The following is a 19,118-nucleotide window of genomic DNA, read 5'->3' on the forward strand; positions in this document are numbered from 1 at the left end:
CTAACGACACCGCGGTTCAACCGTGCCAGCCGTTATGGGTTCGCGACCTAGGGCGCGGCCCGCACCGCGACCCTCGGCGAACCTTCGGCCGACGCGGTATTCATCCGACAAGGAAACGTCCTAGAACGGCCGCGCTTGCCGGGCCTCCGGCGCCGGGCCCGATCCACCGATGACATCCGTCGCCCTGTTCGAGCTGATCCTCGGTCTCCTCGGCGCGGCCCTGCTGCTGTCGCTGGCGGCCGGGCGCCTCGGTTTCCCGCCGGCCGCCGCCCTCGTCGTCGGCGGCATGACGCTGGCGGTGGTGCCGGGCCTGCCGGCCTTCGATCTGGACCCGGACCTGATCATGGTCCTGTTCCTGCCGCCGCTCCTGCTCGAATCCGCCTACTTCACCGTCTGGCGCGACTTCCGGGCGAGCCTCGGCCCGATCCTGTCCCTGTCCCTCGGCGCGGTCCTGTTCACGACCCTCGTGGTCGGTCTCGTCGCCCACGCGGTGGTGCCGTCCCTGCCATGGGCCGCCTGCTTCGCCCTCGGCGCCATCGTCTCGCCGCCGGACGCGGTGGCCGCCAAGGCGGTGCTGGCTCGCGTCGCCCTGCCCCGCCGGATGATCACGGTCCTGGAGGGCGAGAGCCTCGTGAACGACGCCTCGGGCCTCGTGCTCTACCGCTTCGCGGTGGCGGCGGCGCTCACCGGCACCTTCAGCGCATGGGCGGCGGCCGGCAGCTTCGCGTGGCTCGCGGTGGCGGGTGTCGCGGTCGGGATCGCGTGCGGGGTGGCGGTGACCCTGGTGATGCGGCGGATGCACGACGCGAACGCCATCACGGTGCTGAGCTTCCTCGCCGCCTACGTCGCCTACCTCGCGGCCGAGGAGATCCACGCCTCCGGCGTCCTGGCCGTGGTCGCCTGCGGCGTGATGATGGGCGGCCGGGAGCACGAGACCTTCGACGCGCATGCCCGCCGCCATTCCGTGGCGGTGTGGGAGTTCGTGGTGTTCGTGCTGGAAGCCCTGGTCTTCGTGCTGATCGGGTTGGCGCTCCGCGGCGTGCTCGCCCGGACCGGCGGCCAGATCGGCGGGCTCGCGGCGGAACTGCCGCTGGCGCTCGCCGTCACGGCGACCTGCGTCGTCGCCCGCCTGCTCTGGGTGTTCCCGGCCGTCTACCTGCGGCGGCTCCTGTCGCCGCGGGTCCGCGCGCAGGAGCCCGCCCCGAACCCGGCCGTGCCGCTGATCGTCGGGTGGGCCGGCATGCGCGGGGTCGTGACCCTGGCGGCCGCCCTGGCGCTGCCGGTGGATTACCCCGGCCGCGACGCGATCCTGGTCGCGGCCTTCGCGGTGATCCTGTTCACCGTGCTCGTGCAGGGCACGACCCTGGAGCCGCTGATCCGCAGCCTCCGCCTCGACCCCGCGGCGCACCTCCCCGAGGGCCACCTCGACGCGCCGATGGCCCGCGTCGTCGTGAACGAGGCCGGGCTCGCCGCCCTGCAGGGCCTGGTGTTCGCCGAGACCGGGGCGCTGAAGCACCCGCGCCTCGTGGAGGAGTACCGCCGCCGGGTGCGGGCGGCCTCGCGGGACCGCGACGAGCGGGCGGCGCTGGAGGCCGAGAAGACCGAGCACTTCGCCGCAGCCCTGCTCGCCGTGCGCTCAGGCCGGTCGGCCCTGATCGACCTGCACCGGCAGAACCGGATCCACAGCTCGGTGCTGCGGCAGCTTGAGACGGAGATCGACCTGGAGGAACTCCATCTCAAGCGTCTGGCCGGGACCGCACCGGCCCACGGCTGAGTCGGGGCGCGGGCGTCAGTGGGCCGCGCAGCCGTCCGCCGACTGGCCGTAGCCGCTGTAGACCACCCGGACCTTGCGCAGGCAGCTTCCCTCAGCCTTCGGCGCGGCCGCCACGGGGGCGACCTCCACCGGCTCGACCCGCAGGGTCGCGGCCACCGGCTGGTCTTCGGAAGTGGCGAGCGCGCGGGTGGCGCTCATCACGAAGGGCGTGGCGGCCAGCGACGAGATGGCGAGCGCGGCGAAGACGGCGATGTTCTTGCGGCCGAAGCTGGTGCGGGTGCGAGCATTGAACATGACGGGTCGTCCGACGTTTAATATTCGGCAGCGCTGAGGTGCCGAGATCCCCTGTTGCGCTGATAACTTGGCCGTCAGCTCGGCGGTTCCGGTTTATTGCCCAAAAACCGCCACGCTTGAGTGTCCCGGCGCACGTGGGGCGCCGGCGCTCAGAAGATCCTGCGGTACTGCACGAAGCCCGACTTCTCGGCGATCCGGTCGTAGAGCTGCATCGCGTCCGCGTTGGTCTCGTGCGTCAGCCAGTGGACGCGCGAGCAGCCGGCGGCCTGCGCGGCCGCGTAGACGTGCTCGATCAGCCGACGGCCGATCCCGAGCCCGCGGGTGCCGTCCGCCACGAACAGGTCTTGGAGGTAGCAGTAGTCGCCGACCGTCCAGGCCGAGCGGTGGCGGATGTGGTGGACGAGGCCGACCGCCTCGGCGCCGCGCCACGCCAGGGCACCGTCCACCGGCTCGGCCGGATCGTTGAGCCGCTGCCAAGTCGAGTCGGTGACGGCGTCCGACAGGTCGACCTTGTAGAAGGACTGGTAGCCCCGCCAGAGCGGCAGCCAGGCGTCCCGGTCGCCGGGGCCGATCGGGCGGATCGCGAGGTCAGGATCCATGATTCGCTCCGTGGGTGCGCGGCCAGCGGACCATCATCGGGACCGCGTAGGCAACCCGGGCGGCCCGCGCCGCGCCCCCGCGGTGGACACCCTCCGCCTTGCACCCCTCGCCGCCCGCACCTAAACCGGCCCGCCGGCGGCCCCAGCCGCCGCGCGATCCCGAGCCGCCGAGACCGATGTCCGAGAAAAAATCCTTCCAGGGTCTGATCCTGACGCTTCAGGAATTCTGGGCGGCGCAGGGCTGCGTGATCCTCCAGCCCTACGACATGGAGGTCGGCGCCGGCACGTTCCATCCGGCCACGACCCTGCGGGCGCTCGGCCCGAAGCCCTGGAAAGCGGCCTACGTCCAGCCCTCGCGCCGGCCCAAGGACGGCCGCTACGGCGAGAACCCGAACCGGCTCCAGCACTATTACCAGTTCCAGGTCATCCTGAAGCCGAACCCGCCGAACCTGCAGGAGCTCTACCTCGCCTCGCTCGCCGCCATCGGCGTCGACCTGAAGCTCCACGACATCCGCTTCGTCGAGGACGACTGGGAGAGCCCGACGCTGGGCGCCTGGGGTCTCGGCTGGGAGTGCTGGTGCGACGGGATGGAGGTCAGCCAGTTCACCTATTTCCAGCAGGTGGCGGGCTTCGAGTGCGCGCCGGTGGCGGGCGAGCTGACCTACGGGCTGGAGCGGCTCGCCATGTACGTCCAGGGCGTCGAGAACGTCTACGACCTGGACTTCAACGGCGCCGAGGGCGCCGACCGGATCACCTACGGGGACGTGTTCCTGCAGGCCGAGCAGGAGTACTCCCGCCACAACTTCGAGGCGGCCGACACCGCGATGCTGTTCCGCCAGTTCACTGACGCGGAGGCCGCCTGCCGATCCTACCTCGCGGCCGGCGCGCCAGACGCGGAGGGTGAACGCCACCGCATGGCGCAGCCGGCCTACGACCAGTGCATCAAGGCGAGCCACGTGTTCAACCTGCTCGACGCGCGCGGCGTGATCTCGGTGACGGAGCGCCAGAGCTACATCCTCCGCGTGCGCGAACTGGCCAAGGCCTGCGGCGCGGCGTGGTTGAGGACCGCCGCCGGCGGGGCGTGAGGTCGGCGCTGGCGCTCGACCAGACGGCTGCGGAAGAGGCAGTCCGGAGTGCCCAGATGCGCCGCCGTCCTTGCGAGCGCAGCGAAGCAATCCAGGGTCGCGCCTCGCTGCCAGACGTCCCGACGCCCTGGGTCGCTTCGCTGCGCTCGCGATGACGGAGGGAGCCCCATCGCGGAGCCCCTTGAGCCCTCGCGCGTTGCAACCCCCGCCAACCGGCGCGCCTCGGCGCGTCCGCAGACGCGGGACATGCCCAATGAAGAAGACGATCCTCGCCCTCAGCCTCCTCGGATTCGGCCTCGCCCCCGCGCTGGCGGCCGATCCCGGGCCTGAGGCCACGGTGAAGAAGCTCTACGCCGAGCCGCACCCGAATCACTCCTCCGTGTACTCGAAGCGCCTGCAGGGCCTGTTCGACGCCGACGCGAAGCAGGCCAACGGCGCCACCGGCAACCTCGATTTCGACTACCGCCTGAACGGCGAGCCCCTGAAGCCCGACACGGTGAAGAACCTGACCTTCAAGGAGGCCACCGAGGGCAAGGACCAGGCGAAGGTCACGGTCGAGCGCAAGGGCGGCAACGGTGCCAACGTCATCGTGTACGACCTCGTGCGCGAGGACGGCGGCTGGAAGGTCTCCGACGCCCACGCGATCGGCGACCGCAAGTGGCAGCTCTCGACCATCCTCAAGGGCGAGTCGCGCTGAGCCCCGCGCTCCAACCCTCGACAGGGGTGCGGCGCGGCGATATGGCCGCCCCATGCCCGACCTCCTGCTCGAACTCCGCTCGGAAGAGATCCCCGCCCGCATGCAGCGGCGCGCGGCGGAGGATCTGAAGAAGCTCGTCACCGACGCCCTCGTGGCGCGCGGCTTTCTGTACGAGGGCGCCCGGGCGTTCTCGACGCCGCGCCGCTTGGCGCTCCACATCGCCGGCCTGCCTGCCCGGGGCGAGGCCGTGCGCGAGGAGCGCCGCGGCCCGCGGGTCGGCGCGCCCGAAGCGGCCGTCCAGGGCTTCCTGAAGGGCGCGGGTCTGACGAGCCTCGATCAGGCCACGACCGTCACCGACCCGAAGAAGGGCGAGTTCTACCTCGCGGTGATCGAGCGGCCCGGCCGCGAGACGCTCGACGTGCTCGCCGAACTCCTGCCCGAGATCGTCAAGAGCTTCCCCTGGCCGAAATCCATGCGCTGGGGCGCGGCCTCGGCCGAGCCGGGCTCGCTGCGCTGGGTGCGCCCGCTGCAGTCGATCGTCGCGACCTTCGGGCCCGAGACGGAGACGCCGGAGGTGGTCCCCGTCTCGGTCGCCGGGATCGCGGCCGGCACCGTGACCTACGGCCACCGCTTCCTCGCCCCCGAGGCGATCGAGGTGCGCCGGTTCGACGACTACATCCAGGCGCTGGAGCGCGCGAAGGTCATCCTCGACGCCGACCGGCGCAAGGACGTGGTCCTGCACGACGCCCGCGACCTCGCCTTCGCCCGCGGCCTCGACCTCGTGGAGGACGAGGGCCTGCTGGAGGAGGTGTCAGGCCTCGTGGAATGGCCGGTCGTGCTGATGGGCTCGTTCGACGCGTCGTTCCTCGACATCCCCGCCGAGGCGATCCGGGCGACCATCCGGGCGAACCAGAAGTGCTTCGTTCTGCGCAAGGGCGGCTCGGAGGACCTGGCGCCGGCCTTCATCCTGGTCTCGAACCTCGTCGCCACCGACGGTGGCCAAGCGATCACTGCCGGCAACGAGCGGGTGGTCCGGGCGCGCCTGTCCGACGCGAAGTTCTTCTGGGAGACCGACAAGGCGACCCGCCTGGAGGACCGGCTGCCCAAGCTCGACAGCATCGTCTTCCATGAGAAGCTCGGGACGCAGGGCGAGCGGATCGCCCGCATCGCCGCCCTGGCGAAGGACCTCGCGCCGCTGGTGGGGGCCGACCCGGCGCTCGCCGAGCGCGCCGCGCGCCTCGCCAAGGCCGACCTTGTCACAGAGATGGTCGGCGAGTTCCCCGAGCTTCAGGGGTTGATGGGCCGCAAATACGCGGCGCTCCAGGGCGAGCACGACAGCGTCTGCGCGGCCATCGAGGAGCACTACAAGCCGCTCGGCCCCTCCGACCGGGTGCCGACCGATCCGGTCTCGATCGCGGTGGCGCTCGCCGACAAGCTCGACACGCTGGCGGGCTTCTGGGCGATCGACGAGAAGCCCACGGGCAGCAAGGACCCGTTCGCACTGCGCCGAGCGGCGCTGGGCGTGATCCGACTGATCCTCGACCGCGGCCTGCGTCTGCGGCTGCTGGAGCAGGTCGGCGCTGCGGATCGCGGCCTCGCCGGGCGGGCCGGTGCCGACGCGCGGGATCTCCTCGGCTTCCTCGCCGACCGCCTGAAGGTCTATCTCCGCGACCAGGGCGCCCGCCACGACCTGATCGACGCCGTCTTCGCCCTCCCCGGCCAGGACGACCTGCTGATGGTCGTGCGCCGCGTCGAGGCACTCGGCCAGTTCCTCGACACCGAGGATGGGAAGAACCTGCTCGCGGGCTACAAGCGCGCGGCCAACATCCTGCGGATCGAGGAGAAGAAGGACGGCCGCGCCTACGATTCCGCGCCGGACGCGGCGCTGGCCACCGCGGGCGAGCCGGCCGAGCGTGCCCTGGCCGAGGCCCTGGCGAAGGCGCGCGAGACCGCCTCGGCGGCCGTCGCCCGCGAGGATTTCGCCGGCGCCATGCAGGCGCTCTCGACGCTGCGCGCGCCGGTCGACGCGTTCTTTCAGGACGTGACCGTCAACGCCCCCGATCCGAAGCTCCGCGAGAACCGCTTGGCTCTGCTCAACGCGCTCCGCGCCGCGACGCGGGAGGTGGCGGATTTCTCGAAGATCGAGGGGTGAGGCGCACGATGTCCTCAATCCCACTCGCGCTCTCATCCTGAGGTGCCGGAGCGTAGCGGAGGCCTCGAAGGAGACCTCCAGCCAGCCGTGCGATCCTTGGAGCCCTCCTTCGAGGCTCGCTGCGCTCGCATCTCAGGATGAGGGGGTCTGATGGGAGAGCGGACCCCCGCCCTCACCCGTGATCGTGGCCGGCATGGTCGTCCGGCTCCGGCAGGGTCAGGCCGAAATGGCTCACCAGATCGGCCACCTGCCCGGGGCTCAGCTGCCGCGGGTTGAGGTTGCGCAGCAGCAGGTAGAGCTTGGCGGTCTCCTCCAACTCCTCGGTGGCGAAGACCGCGCCCTCCAGGCTGTCGCCGGCCACCACCGGTCCGTGATTGGCGAGCAGCACCGAACTGTACTTCCCCGCTAGGCCCCGGATCGCGTCCGCCACGGCCGGGTCGCCCGGGCGATAGTAGGGCACGAGCGCCGTGCCGCCGGTCCGCATCAGGTAGTAGGGCGTCAGCGGCGGCAGCACCTGCCTGGGGTCGACCTCCGGCAGCATCGAGACTGCCACCGCGTGGGTCGAGTGCAGGTGGACGATGGCCTTCGCCTCGTTCCGGCTCTCGTAGAGTGCGCTGTGCAGCGGGATCTCCTTTGTGGGCTTGTCGCCGGAGACCAGCCGCCCCGCATCGTCCAGCCGCGAGATCCGCGCCGGGTCGAGGAACCCGAGCGACGCGTTGGTCGGCGTCACCAGCCAGCCCCCGTCGGGCAGGCGCAGCGAGATGTTGCCGGACGAGCCCGGCGTCAGGCCGCGCTCGAACAGCGAGCGGCCGTAGCGGCAGATCTCCTCGCGCAGCCGGCTCTCGTCGCTCATGCGGTCGCTCCCTCGATCAGCTCGAATCCGAGATCGATTCTTCTCGGGCCTGCGCCGGTCAGGCAGGCGGCGGCCTGCCGGCCGATCTCCAGGCGCGGCGTGCGCACCGTCGACAGGGGCTGCGGCATCGCCGCCGCGAAGTCGAGCCCGTTGAAGCCGAACAGCGCGATCCGTCCCGGCACCGCCAGCCCCGCCGACAGGCAGGCGAAGTAGCCGCCGAGCGCCATGTCGTCGTTGGAGAAGTAGACCGCGTCGAGATCGGGCACGCGCGCCAGCAGCGCCTCCAGCCCGGCTCGGCCCGAGGCCGGCGAGGACGGTCCCGTCCGGATCTCCTTGCCGTGGAGCGCCAAACCCGCCTGCCCGAGCGCGGCCTCGAACCCGGCGAGCCGCTTGCCCGCGCGCAGGTCGACCGCGAGGTCGTGGCCGAGATAGCCGATCCGCCGGTACCCGCGCGCCACGAGGTGGCGGGCGCTCGCCGCCCCGACGGCGCGGTTGGAGAAGCCGACCACGGCGTCGATCCCCTCCCCGTCCGTGTCGATCATCTCGACCACGCGCACGCCCCCGGCCTTCGCCAGGGCCACCGTCCCGGGATTGTGCTCCAGCCCGGTGAGCAGCAGCGCCGCCGGCCGCCAGGAGAGGAGCGCGGCGGCCAGCGCCTCCTCCCGGTCCGGGTCGTAGTCGCTCACCCCGATCACGCAGGGGATGCCGTCGGCGTCGAGGGCGGCGGTGAGGCCGCGCAGCAGGTCGGGGAAGACCACGTTGGCGAGCGACGGGATGACGACCCCCACGAGCCGCGCGCTCGCCCCCTGGCCGGCGAGGCTGCCGGCGAGGCGATTCGGCACGTAGCCGAGACGGGCGACCGCCTCCGCCACCCGCTCGCCGGCGCGCTTGGAGTAGGAGCCGTGGTTGCGCAGGACCCGCGAGACCGTGCTCTCGCCGACCCCGGCCTCACGGGCGACGTCGGTGAGGGTGACGAGCCGCCCCGGCGGCTGGATGTCGTCCATGGCCCCGCTCTCCCGGCGCGGTTTTTTTCACGACGCCCGTCGAACCTTCCGGCGTCCTTCCCTCATCCTGAGACGACTGCGAAGCGGGCCCCGAAGGAGGCCTCCGCCACGCTGCAGCGCCTCGGCATAAGGCAGGAATGGGAAGACCGTCCGCGTCGATCCACGACTGACATAGCGGCCTGCATTATCTCGCACAACCGGATTGGCAGCGCTGCCAAAAGGCGATATGGCACCGCCCCAGCGCCGCCCGACGAGCGGTGAAGAGCAATGTCCGGCAGCCGTGCGGCCCGGACCAGGGAGTACGCCATGTCGGTTCAAGCCGCCCCGCTGGGGGGCGCCACCGCACCCGCGGACGAGAAGTCCTTCGCCGACCGCACCTACGCGAAGGTGTTCTGGCGCCTCGTGCCGTTCCTGATGCTCTGCTACGTCGTGGCATATCTCGACCGGGTGAATGTCGGCTTCGCCAAGCTCCAGATGTCCCAGGAGCTGAAATTCTCCGAGACGGTCTACGGCCTCGGCGCCGGCATCTTCTTCCTCGGCTACTTCCTGTTCGAGGTGCCCTCGAACGTGATCCTGCACCGGGTCGGCGCCCGGGTGTGGATCGCCCGGATCATGATCACCTGGGGGGTGATCTCCGGGGCGTTCCTGTTCGTGAACTCCGAGTGGAGCTTCTACGGGATGCGCTTCCTCCTCGGTCTCGCCGAGGCCGGGTTCTACCCGGGCGTCATCCTCTACACGACCTCGTGGTTCCCGGCCCATCGCCGGGCCCGGGTGATCGCCGTGTTCATGGCGGCGATCCCGATCTCCGGCATCTTCGGCAACCCGCTCTCCGGCTGGATCATGGACGCGTTCAACGGCGCCCACGGCCTGTCGGGCTGGCAGTGGATGTTCCTGATCGAGGCAGTGCCGGCGGTGCTGATCGGCCTCGCGGTGTTCTTCTACCTCGACAACCGCCCCGCCGAGGCCACGTGGCTGACCGACGCCGAGAAGCAGCTCCTCGAGCGCGACATTGCGGCCGACAACCAGGGCAAGGAATCGAGCCCGCACTCCATCGCCACCGTGTTCCGCAACGGCCGCGTGTGGTTCATGAGCCTGATCTACTTCGCCCTCGTCACCGGCCAGTACGGGCTGACCTTCTGGATGCCGACGATCGTCAAGGCGTCGGGCGTGCAGGGCAACTTCAACATCGGCCTGATCAGCGCGATCCCGTTCGTCTGCGCGGCGATCGTGATGATCCTGCTCGGCCGCTCCGCCGACCGGATGCGCGAGCGCCGCTGGCACCTGATCATCCCGGCGCTGATCGGCGCGGTCGCCTTCGTGGTCTCGGCCAATGCCGGCTCGACGACGCTCGCCATCGCGGCGCTGTCGGTGGCGGCGGCCGGCGTGCTGACCTGCTCGCCCCTGTTCTGGTCGCTGCCCACGGCGTTCCTCAGCGGCGCGGGCGCGGCGGCCGGCATCGCGCTGATCAACTCGGTTGGGAACCTCGCGGGCTTCGTCAGCCCCTACGTGATCGGCGCCCTGCGTGATGCCACCGGCAGCACCGCCACGGGCCTCTACGCGCTGGCCGCCATGCTGGTGGTCGGCGCGGTCTGCGTGTTCGTGACGCCCGCCCGGATGGTCAACCGCTGACCTCTGATCCGGGCGCGACCTGGCCCCTCTCCCGCACGGGAGAGGGGACCCGCGCTTCGAGCGGCGACGCCGAGGCGCCCTTTCCCAGCTTCAGGAGCCGTCCCCGATGACCAACGCAACACCCCGCGCCGCGGTGATCGGCCTGGGCTCCATGGGCTCAGGGATGGCCGGCTCGCTCCTGCGGGCGGGCTTCGCGGTCTCCGCCTGCGACGTGAACCCGGAGGCGGTGGCGCGCTTCGCGACCGCCGGCGGCCGGGGCGCCGCGAACCCCGCCGAAGCGGCGCGGGACGCCGACGTGGTGGTGAGCGTGGTGGTCAACGCCGCCCAGACCGAGGCGGTCCTGTTCGGCGAGGACGGCGCCGCCGCCGCGATGCCGGAGGGCGCGGTGTTCGTCTCCTCCGCCACCATGGATCCGGCCGTCGCTCGGGCGCTGGCGGCGCGGTTGGAGGCCACCGGCCGCCACTACCTCGACGCCCCGATGAGCGGCGGCGCCGCCCGCGCGGCCGAGGGCGGCCTGACCTTCCTGGCCTCGGGCTCGGCGGCGGCCTTCGCGAAGGCGCGGCCCGCCCTCGATGCCATGGCGGGCACGCTCTACGAGCTCGGCGACGCGGCCGGCCAGGGCGCGGCCTTCAAGATGATCAACCAGCTGCTCGCGGGCGTGCACATCGCCGCCGCCTCGGAGGCGATGGCCTTCGCGGCCAAGCAGGGGCTCGACCTCCGGCGCGTCTACGAGGTGATCACCAAGTCGGCCGGCAATTCCTGGATGTTCGAGAACCGGGTGCCGCACATCCTCGACGCCGACTACAGCCCGAAGAGCGCGGTCGACATCTTCGTCAAGGATCTCGGCATCGTGCAGGACATGGCCCGGGCCGAGAAGTACCCGGTCCCGGTGGCGGCGGCGGCCCTGCAAATGTTCCTGATGGCGTCGGGCGCCGGCATGGGCCGGGACGACGACGCCTCGGTGGCGCGGCTCTACGCCCAGGTCTCGGGGGCGAAGCTGCCCGAGAAAGCTTGAGGGGACAGAACCATGCCGCGCTTCGCCGCCAACCTGAGCCTCATGTTCAACGAGGTGCCGTTCCTCGACCGGTTCGAGGCCGCCGCCAAGGCCGGGTTCGACGCCGTCGAGTTCCTGTTCCCCTACGAGCATGCGCCGGACGACATCGGCGCGCGGCTCCGGGCGAACGGCCTGACCCAGGCCCTGTTCAACCTGCCGCCGGGCGACTTCGCCGAAGGGGAGCGCGGGATCGCCGCCTTTCCCGAGCGGTTCGACGAGCTGAAGGCGGGGGTCGACACGGCGCTCCGCTACGCCGAGGCGACCGGCGTCGGCCGGCTCCACCTCATGGCGGGCCTCGCCCCCTGGGACGATCCCAGGGCGGTCGAATCCTACCGCCGGGCGGTGACCTGGACGGCGGAGCGGCTGGCGCCGGCCGGCCTCGACCTCGTCCTGGAGCCGATCAACGGCCGCAACATGCCGGGCTACTTCCTCAACGATTTCGGCCGCGCGGCCGACCTGATCCGCGAGCTCGCCCTGCCGAACCTGAAGCTCCAGTTCGACCTCTACCATTGCCAGATCCTGCACGGCGACGTGACCGTGCGACTGCACGCCCTGATGCCGCTCATCGGCCACGTCCAGACCGCGAGTGTGCCCGAGCGGCATGAGCCCGGGACCGGCGAGATGGCCGACTTCTTCCTGTTCGACGAGCTGGACCGGCTCGGCTACCGCGGCTTCGTCGGCTGCGAGTACATTCCGGCCGCCGACACCGTCGCGGGCCTCGGCTGGCTCGCCGCCTACAAGGGGAGCGCCCGATGAGCCTCGCGCTGGGATGCGTCGCCGACGACTACACGGGCGCCTCGGACCTCGCCAACACGCTGACCAAGGCGGGCCTGCGCACGATCCAGACCATCGGCGTGCCTGAGGACGGCCGGTCGCTGCCGGAGGCCGACGCGGTGGTGGTGGCCCTCAAGAGCCGCTCGATCCCCGCCGACCAGGCCGTGGCGCGCTCCCGCGAGGCGGAAGCCTGGCTGCGGGCTCGGGGCGCGGCCCACGTGATGTTCAAGGTCTGCTCGACCTTCGACTCCACCGATGCGGGCAATATCGGCCCGGTCATGGACGCCCTGCGGGCCGAGGCCGGCGAGACCGTCGCCCTCGTCACCCCGGCTTTCCCCGAGACGGGGCGGAGCGTCTACCAGGGCAACCTGTTCGTCGGTTCGGTGCCGCTGAACGAGAGCCCGCTCAAGGACCACCCGCTCAACCCGATGCGCGACGCCAACCTCGTGCGCGTGCTCGGGCGCCAGAGCGGCAGTCCCGTCGGCCTGATCGACACCGCCACGGTGTCGAGGGGCGCGGAGGCCGTGGCCGCCCGCCTCGACGCCCTCGCGCAGGAGGGCAAGGGCGCCGCCATCGCGGACGCGATTTTCGACAGCGACCTCGAAGTGCTCGGCCGGGCGATCGTCGGCCGCAAGTTCTCGGTCGGCGCGTCCGGCCTCGGCCTCGGCCTCGCCCGGGCGCTCGCGGCTGACGGGCGGGGAACCCAGGACGCTGCCGGCGCGGCCGTGGGCGAGCCGGTGGGCGGCGCCTCCGCCTGCCTCGCCGGCAGCTGCTCGCAGGCGACCCTCCAGCAGGTCGCCGCCGCGGAGGCGATCATGCCGGTGCTGCGCCTCGACCCGGCGCGGCTGCTCGCGGGCGACGACGTGGTCGCCGAGGCCCTGGCCTTCGCGGACAAGCACTTGGCCTCGGGCCCGGTACTGATCGCCACCTCGGCCCCGCCCGAGGCGGTGCGCGCGCTCCAGGCCGCCCACGGCGTCGACGCGGCCGGCCACGCCATCGAGGCGGCGCTGGCAGCGATCGCCGAGGGCCTCGTCGCCCGCGGGGTGCGCCGGCTCGTGGTCGCCGGCGGCGAGACCTCCGGCGCCGTGGTCGACCGGCTGGGCCTCACGGCCTTCCTGCTCGGCCCCGAGATCGCCGCGGGTGTGCCGGTGCTGCGCACGGCGGGCCGGCCCGAGCCGATGCTGCTCGCCCTCAAATCCGGCAATTTCGGCGGCGCCGATTTCTTCGGCCGCGCCCTCGACATGATGGCCTGACGCCACAACCCGACGGGAGGTTTTCCATGCACGCCCTGATTCTCGGCGCCGCCGGCATGATCGGCCGCCGCCTCGTGGACGCCCTGGTGAGGGATGGCCGGGTCGGCGGTGTGCCGCTCACCGCCCTCACCCTCCTCGACGTGGTCCCGCCCGCGGCGCCCGAGGGCTTCTCCGGTCCGGTGCGGGCCGAGGCCGCCGACCTCACGGCGCCCGGCGCCGCCGAGGCCGCCATCGCCGAGCGGCCGGGGGTCATCTTCCACCTCGCTGCCGTGGTCTCCGGCGAGGCCGAGGCGAACCTCGAGCTGGGCTACCGGGTCAACCTCGACGGCACCCGCCTGCTCCTCGACGCGATCCGGGCGGCCAGCGCGGCGGACGGCTACCGGCCGAAGCTGGTCTTCACCTCCTCACTCGCGGTGTTCGGGCCGCCCTTCCCCAAGGTCATCCCGGACGACCACATCCTGCGCCCGGCCTCCTCCTACGGGGTCCAGAAGGCCATGGGCGAGCTGATGCTCGCCGACTACGCGCGCCGCGGCTTCCTCGACGGGATCGGCCTGCGGCTGCCGACGATCTGCGTACGGCCGGGCAAGCCCAACAAGGCGGCCTCGGGCTTCTTCTCGGGCATTATCCGCGAGCCGCTCGCCGGCCAGGAGGCGATCCTGCCGGTGCCCGACACGGTGCGGCACTGGTTCGCCAGCCCGGCGGCGGCGGTGGGCTTCCTCACGCACGCGGCCGGGCTCGACCTCGCGGCGATCGGCCCGCGGATCAGCCTGACCATGCCGGGCGTCTCGGCGACGGTGGCGGAGGAGATCGAGGCTCTGCGCCGCGCGGCGGGCGACAAGGCCGTGGCGCTGATCCGGCACGAACCCGACGCCACCATCGCGCGGATCGTCGGCTCCTGGCCGGAGGCGTTCGAGCCGGAGGCCGCCCTGGCCCTGGGTTTCCGGGCGGATGAATCCTTCGACGCGATCGTGGCCCAGCACGTGGCCGAGTTCCACGGGGGCTGAAGCCTCAGGCGAGGGCGGAGCGGATGTCGGTCTGCGGGAAATCGTCGCCGACATAGAGCAGCGGCACGCCGTGCACCTGTGCGCAGGCATAGGCGAAGCAGTCGCCGAGGTTCAGGCGCGCCGGGTGGCGGCCCTTGCCGTAGCGGGCGTGGGCCGTGACGGCCTGGGCGCTCACGGCCTCGGCGATGGGAACGATGCGCAGACCGGCGATGCGGATGAGCTCCGCGACTTCCGCTTCGGCATCCGCGACCGACATCGCCTTCTTGCGAGCCACCGCGATCACCGCCTCGAAGATGGCGAGGCCCGAGGTGAGCGGCGTCACCGCGCCGTCGAGGCAGTCCAGCAGGACGGGGCGTTCCGGCTCCGCGGTCAGGATCGCGACGAGAGCCGAGGCGTCGACGAACATCACTCGTCGTTCAGACTATCGTAGAATGCCTTGTCGGCCTCGAGGCCCGTGCGCGGTACGGCATCCATCCTGTCGAGGAGGGGCTTCAGCCGTTCCGCGAGGGGCACGCGTCGCGCCAGCTCGTTCGAGAGCGCGATCCGCACCGCCTCGGTCTTGCTCACGCCGGCCCGCGATGCCAGCTTCTCGGCCAGCTGATTCACCACTTCGCTGCGGATGTTGAGCGGCACGATCGCCTCCGTGTAGACAGCTGAGGCTAGTGTCTACACATCCGCGCCGCAAGCCCGGTGCAGACACCCGATCAAGGATCCCGATGACCCGCCTCGACGAGGCCCGCGCCGCGCTGAAGAAGACGTTCGGCTACGAGGATTTCCGCCCCGGCCAGGACGAGGTGATCGGCGCGGTGCTCGACGGGACCGACGTGTTCGCCGTGATGCCCACGGGCTCGGGCAAGTCGATGACCTACCAGCTCCCGGCGCTGGTCGATCCGGGGCTCACCGTGGTGGTCTCGCCGCTGATCGCGCTGATGCACGATCAGGTCCAGCAGATGCGCAGCGTCGGCATCCGCGCCGCGACCCTGAACTCGACGGTCGGGGAATCCGAGTCCCGCGAGACGTGGCGCGCCCTGCGCTCCGGCGACCTGCGGCTGCTGTTCGTCTCCCCCGAGCGCCTGCTGATGGACGGCTGTATGGACGCCCTGCGCGGCGCCGGCGTCCGGCGGCTGGCCGTCGACGAGGCCCACTGCGTCTCGCAGTGGGGGCACGATTTCCGGCCCGAGTACCGGGAGATCGCCCGCGCCCGGACGGCGCTGGGCAACGTCCAGACCCTGGCGCTCACCGCCACCGCCGACGCCGCGACCCGCGCCGAGATCGCCGAGCGCCTGTTCCCGCAGGACCGGCCCCCGAAGATCTTCGTCCACTCCTTCGACCGGCCGAACATCCGGCTGACCTTCCAGCCCAAGGACAACCCGGCCCGGCAGATCGAGCGGTTCCTGAAGCACCGGCGCGCGGAGAGCGGGATCATCTACTGCTCGTCGCGCAAGCGCACCGAGCAGCTCGCCGAAACCCTCCGGAAGGACGGGTTCGACGCCCTGCCCTATCATGCCGGTCTCGACCAAGCGACGCGGATGGCGAACCAGGACCGGTTCCTGCAGGAGGACGGGGTGGTGATGACCGCCACCGTCGCCTTCGGCATGGGCATCAACAAGCCGGACGTGCGCTTCGTCTGCCACGCCGACATGCCCAACAACGTCGAGGGCTACTATCAGGAGATCGGCCGCGCCGGCCGCGACGGGCTGCCCGCCGACACCCTGACCCTCTACGGCCTCGACGACATGGCGCTCCGTCGCCGCCAGATCGACGAGAAGGAGATCTCGGACGACCGCCGCCGGGTCGAGCGGCGCAAGCTCGAGGCGATGATCACCCTGTGCGAGGGCGCCACCTGCCGCCGCCAGTCGCTGCTCGCCTATTTCGGCGAGTCGAGCGGTGCTTGCGGCCGCTGCGACCTGTGCCGCGGCGGCGTCACCCTCGTGGACGGGACAGTCCCGGCCCAGAAGATCCTGTCGGCGATCGTGCGCACCGGCCAGCGCTTCGGCGCGGCCTATATCTGCGACGTGGTCCACGGGAAGGAGAGCGACCAGATCCGCCGCAACGGCCACGCAAGCCTCAAGACCTTCGGGGTCGGGGCGGACAAGCCGGTGGCGGCGTGGCGGGCGATCCTGCGCCAGCTCTTCGCCGCCGGGGCGATCGCCGAGAACGCCGACGGCTACGGCGGCCTGTCCATGACCGAGAAGGGCGAGGCGATCCTGTTCGGCCGGGAGCCGGTCCAGCTCCGCCCCGATCCGGAGCCGAAGACCGAGTCCCGCGAGCGCCGCCGGGCCGCCGCCCGCGAGGACGGCGAGATCGCCCTCTCGGAGACCGACGAGGCGCTGTTCCAGCACCTGCGCGGCCTGCGCGCCACGCTCGCCCGGGCCGAGGGCATCGCGGCCTTCATGGTCTTCCCGGACCGGACCCTCATCGAGATGGCCCGTCAGAAGCCCGTCGATCTCTGGGCGCTGCGCACCGTCCACGGGGTCGGCGAGCGCAAGCGCGAGGCCTACGGCGACAGGTTCGTGGCCGCAATCGCCGATTTTCTGGCCCATCCGCCGGCCGCGTGACCGGCACCCATACACGGCCAGCAGGGCCGGCGTATTGCAACGCGGTGGCGGAACGCACTAATCCGTCACCGTCGCCGCGCGCGGCCCGGTTCGGGTCGCGCATCGGGTCGAGGGCCCTGCCGGGGCTCCCGGACCGCCCTCGTCGAGACCGCCCATGTTCCGCAACGACGTTCCGATCACCCCCGAGCTCGTGGCCCAGCACGGCCTGACGCCGGACGAGTACGAACGCTTCCGCGGCCTGATCGGGCGCGACCCGACGCTGACCGAGCTCGGCATCGTCTCGGCCATGTGGAACGAGCACTGTTCCTACAAGTCCTCCCGCAAGCATCTGCGCGGGCTGCCGACCTCGGCGCCGTGGGTGATCCAGGGACCGGGCGAGAACGCGGGCGTCATCGACATCGGCGACGGCCACGCCTGCGTCTTCAAGATGGAGAGCCACAACCACCCGAGCTACATCGAGCCCTACCAGGGCGCGGCGACCGGGGTCGGCGGCATCCTGCGCGACGTCTTCACCATGGGCGCGCGGCCGATCGCGGCGCTCAACGCCCTGCGCTTCGGCTCCCCCGACCACCCGCGCACCCGCAGCCTCGTCTCGGGCGTGGTCGCGGGCGTCGGCGGCTACGGCAACTCCTTCGGCGTGCCGACCGTCGGCGGCCTGACCGGCTTCCACAAGCGCTACGACGGCAACATCCTGGTCAACGCCATGGCGGTGGGGCTCGCCCGCACCGACGGCATCTTCTACGCGGCCGCCGCCGGCGTCGGGAACCCGATCGTCTATCTCGGCTCCAAGACCGGCCGCGACGGCATCCACGGCGCCACCATGGCGTCGGCCGAGTTCGACGAGGAATCCGAGTCGAAGCGCCCGACCGTGCAGGTCGGCGACCCCTTCGCCGAGAAGCTGCTGCTGGAGGCCTGCCTGGAGCTGATGGCCTCGGGCGCGGTCATCGCCATCCAGGACATGGGCGCGGCCGGCCTAACCTGCTCGGCGGTCGAGATGGGCGCCAAGGGCGACCTCGGCGTCGAGCTCGACATCGACAAAGTGCCGGCCCGCGAGGAGGGCATGACCCCCTACGAGATGATGCTCTCGGAGAGCCAGGAGCGCATGCTCATGGTGCTCAAGCCCGGCATGGAGGCCGAGGCCGAAGCCATCTTCGTGAAGTGGGGGCTCGACTTCGCGGTGATCGGCCGGACCACCGACACGCTGCGCTTCGTCATCAAGTGGCACGGTGAGACCGTGGCCGACCTGCCGATCAAGGAACTGGGCGACGAGGCCCCGCTCTACGATCGGCCGCATCTGGCCAACACCCACCAGCCGGTGATCGCGGCCGCCGAGGTCCCGGCCCCGGCCTCGCTCACCGACGCGCTGAAGCGCCTCGTCGGCTCACCCGACCTCGCCTCCAAGCGCTGGGTGTTCGAGCAGTACGACCACTTCATCCTAGGCAACACCGTCCAGAAGCCCGGCGGCGACGCCGCCATCGTGCGGGTCGAGGACGGACCGAAGGGCCTCGCGCTCACCTGCGACGTCACCCCGCGCTACTGCGAGGCCGACCCGGTCGAGGGCGGCCGGCAGGCCGTGGCCGAAGCGTGGCGCAACATCACGGCGGTCGGCGCCAAGCCGCTCGCCATCACCGACAACCTGAACTTCGGCAACCCGGAGAAGCCCGAGGTGATGGGCCAGCTCGTCGGCTGCCTCCAGGGCATCGGCGAGGCCTGCCGGGCGCTCGACTTCCCGGTCGTGTCGGGCAACGTCTCGCTCTACAACGAGACCAACGGCGTCGGCATCCTGCCGACCCCGACCATCGGCGGCGTCGGCGTGCTCGACGACGTGGCGCGCCACGCAACCATCGCCCTGAAGCGCGAAGGCGACGTGCTGGTGCTGATCGGGGCGAGCGAGGGCTGGCTCGGTCAGTCGGCCTACCTGTCGGTGATCGAGGGCCGCGAGGAGGGGGCGCCGCCGCCCGTCGACCTCGCCCTGGAGCGCCGCAACGGCGACTTCGTCCGCGGCCTGATCCAGGCCGGCACCGTCGACACGGTCCACGACCTCGCGGATGGCGGCCTCGCCGTCGCGCTCGCCGAGATGGCCATGGCGGGCCGGATCGGCGCGGCGCTCTCCGACGTGCCGGTGGACCTGCCGGCCCACACCTACCTGTTCGGCGAGGACCAGGGCCGCTACCTGCTGGCGGTGCGGCCGGAAACGGCCACCGATCTCCTAGCGGCCGCCGCCGCCCAGGGCGTGGCCGCGGCCTCGGTCGGCGTCGCCGGCTCCGACCGTTTGACCCTGCCGGGCGGCGAGACCATATCGCTCGCCGACCTGACTGCGGCGCACGAGGGCTGGCTGCCCGACTACATGGCGAGCCAACCGGCCGCGCCGGCCGCCTGAGCCCCGTT

Annotated in this window: 17 protein-coding genes; 11 read left to right on the forward strand and 6 right to left on the reverse strand. The window is 71.7% G+C overall.

Annotated features, from left to right (window positions below; translation table 11 throughout):
* The first annotated feature begins 169 nt into the window (after window positions 1-169).
* A complete protein-coding gene (locus ABIC30_RS11875; RefSeq protein WP_354455142.1) occupies window positions 170-1,774 on the forward strand; it encodes a Na+/H+ antiporter in 1,605 nt (534 codons plus the stop codon).
* Between the two features lie 15 nt (window positions 1,775-1,789).
* Here the strand turns inward: ABIC30_RS11875 and ABIC30_RS11880 are convergent, their stop codons facing one another.
* On the reverse strand, window positions 1,790-2,068 hold the full coding sequence (locus ABIC30_RS11880) for a hypothetical protein (RefSeq protein ID WP_042671541.1): 279 nt from the start codon (window positions 2,066-2,068) through the stop codon (window positions 1,790-1,792).
* Between the two features lie 149 nt (window positions 2,069-2,217).
* Window positions 2,218-2,667 (reverse strand): GNAT family N-acetyltransferase, encoded by a 450-nt coding sequence (locus ABIC30_RS11885; RefSeq protein WP_354455144.1) that lies wholly within the window; start codon window positions 2,665-2,667, stop codon window positions 2,218-2,220.
* A 176-nt stretch (window positions 2,668-2,843) separates the two neighbouring features.
* Here ABIC30_RS11885 and ABIC30_RS11890 point away from each other — a divergent pair, with 176 nt between their 5' ends.
* From ABIC30_RS11890 to glyS, 3 genes are all read left to right on the forward strand, one after another.
* Entirely contained in the window at window positions 2,844-3,752 is a 909-nt protein-coding gene (locus ABIC30_RS11890; protein WP_042671539.1) for a glycine--tRNA ligase subunit alpha, read from the forward strand.
* Window positions 3,753-4,005: 253 nt separating this feature from the next.
* Window positions 4,006-4,449, forward strand: a complete 444-nt coding sequence (locus ABIC30_RS11895) for a DUF3828 domain-containing protein (RefSeq protein WP_042671538.1) — start codon at window positions 4,006-4,008, stop codon at window positions 4,447-4,449.
* 52 nt (window positions 4,450-4,501) lie between these two features.
* Window positions 4,502-6,601, forward strand: a complete 2,100-nt coding sequence (gene glyS / locus ABIC30_RS11900) for a glycine--tRNA ligase subunit beta (protein ID WP_354455147.1) — start codon at window positions 4,502-4,504, stop codon at window positions 6,599-6,601.
* 172 nt (window positions 6,602-6,773) lie between these two features.
* On the opposite strand, the gene otnC is transcribed toward glyS, so the two are convergent.
* Window positions 6,774-7,454 (reverse strand): 3-oxo-tetronate 4-phosphate decarboxylase, encoded by a 681-nt coding sequence (gene otnC / locus ABIC30_RS11905; protein WP_091927287.1) that lies wholly within the window; start codon window positions 7,452-7,454, stop codon window positions 6,774-6,776.
* The gene (locus ABIC30_RS11910) at window positions 7,451-8,458 is read right to left on the reverse strand and encodes a LacI family DNA-binding transcriptional regulator (RefSeq protein ID WP_056523531.1); all 1,008 of its coding nucleotides are present in this window, start codon (window positions 8,456-8,458) and stop codon (window positions 7,451-7,453) included. Before ABIC30_RS11910 ends, otnC begins: the two co-directional genes overlap by 4 nt.
* A gap of 306 nt (window positions 8,459-8,764) precedes the next feature.
* On the opposite strand from ABIC30_RS11910, the gene ABIC30_RS11915 reads away from it, so the two are divergent.
* The 5 genes from ABIC30_RS11915 (at window position 8,765) to denD (ending at window position 14,172) form a co-directional block, all read left to right on the forward strand.
* On the forward strand, window positions 8,765-10,087 hold the full coding sequence (locus ABIC30_RS11915) for an MFS transporter (RefSeq protein ID WP_354455149.1): 1,323 nt from the start codon (window positions 8,765-8,767) through the stop codon (window positions 10,085-10,087).
* A 106-nt stretch (window positions 10,088-10,193) separates the two neighbouring features.
* The gene (ltnD, locus tag ABIC30_RS11920) at window positions 10,194-11,102 is read left to right on the forward strand and encodes an L-threonate dehydrogenase (RefSeq protein WP_020092463.1); all 909 of its coding nucleotides are present in this window, start codon (window positions 10,194-10,196) and stop codon (window positions 11,100-11,102) included.
* 12 nt (window positions 11,103-11,114) lie between these two features.
* Window positions 11,115-11,897: a 2-oxo-tetronate isomerase gene (gene otnI, locus ABIC30_RS11925; RefSeq protein ID WP_354455152.1), complete on the forward strand. Its 783-nt coding sequence runs from the start codon at window positions 11,115-11,117 to the stop codon at window positions 11,895-11,897.
* Window positions 11,894-13,168: a 3-oxo-tetronate kinase gene (otnK, locus tag ABIC30_RS11930; RefSeq protein WP_354455154.1), complete on the forward strand. Its 1,275-nt coding sequence runs from the start codon at window positions 11,894-11,896 to the stop codon at window positions 13,166-13,168. The genes otnI and otnK overlap by 4 nt, the downstream gene beginning before the upstream one ends.
* Window positions 13,169-13,194: 26 nt before the next feature.
* Window positions 13,195-14,172, forward strand: coding sequence for a D-erythronate dehydrogenase (gene denD, locus ABIC30_RS11935; RefSeq protein WP_354455156.1), 978 nt, complete (start codon window positions 13,195-13,197; stop codon window positions 14,170-14,172).
* Window positions 14,173-14,176: 4 nt separating this feature from the next.
* Here denD and ABIC30_RS11940 read toward each other — a convergent pair whose 3' ends face one another.
* Together ABIC30_RS11940 and ABIC30_RS11945 are read right to left on the reverse strand one after the other, a co-directional pair.
* The gene (locus ABIC30_RS11940) at window positions 14,177-14,578 is read right to left on the reverse strand and encodes a type II toxin-antitoxin system VapC family toxin (protein ID WP_354455158.1); all 402 of its coding nucleotides are present in this window, start codon (window positions 14,576-14,578) and stop codon (window positions 14,177-14,179) included.
* Complete coding sequence (locus ABIC30_RS11945) at window positions 14,578-14,805, reverse strand: type II toxin-antitoxin system VapB family antitoxin (protein ID WP_354455160.1); 228 nt, start codon at window positions 14,803-14,805, stop codon at window positions 14,578-14,580. The genes ABIC30_RS11940 and ABIC30_RS11945 overlap by 1 nt, the downstream gene beginning before the upstream one ends.
* 83 nt (window positions 14,806-14,888) lie before the next feature.
* Here ABIC30_RS11945 and recQ point away from each other — a divergent pair, with 83 nt between their 5' ends.
* Together recQ and purL are read left to right on the forward strand one after the other, a co-directional pair.
* Window positions 14,889-16,730 (forward strand): DNA helicase RecQ, encoded by a 1,842-nt coding sequence (recQ, locus tag ABIC30_RS11950; RefSeq protein WP_091927279.1) that lies wholly within the window; start codon window positions 14,889-14,891, stop codon window positions 16,728-16,730.
* A 154-nt stretch (window positions 16,731-16,884) separates the two neighbouring features.
* On the forward strand, window positions 16,885-19,110 hold the full coding sequence (gene purL, locus ABIC30_RS11955) for a phosphoribosylformylglycinamidine synthase subunit PurL (RefSeq protein ID WP_354455162.1): 2,226 nt from the start codon (window positions 16,885-16,887) through the stop codon (window positions 19,108-19,110).
* Window positions 19,111-19,118 lie beyond the last annotated feature (8 nt).

The sequence above is a fragment of the Methylobacterium sp. 1030 genome, from assembly GCF_040544715.1.
Classification (GTDB): Bacteria; Pseudomonadota; Alphaproteobacteria; order Rhizobiales; family Beijerinckiaceae; genus Methylobacterium.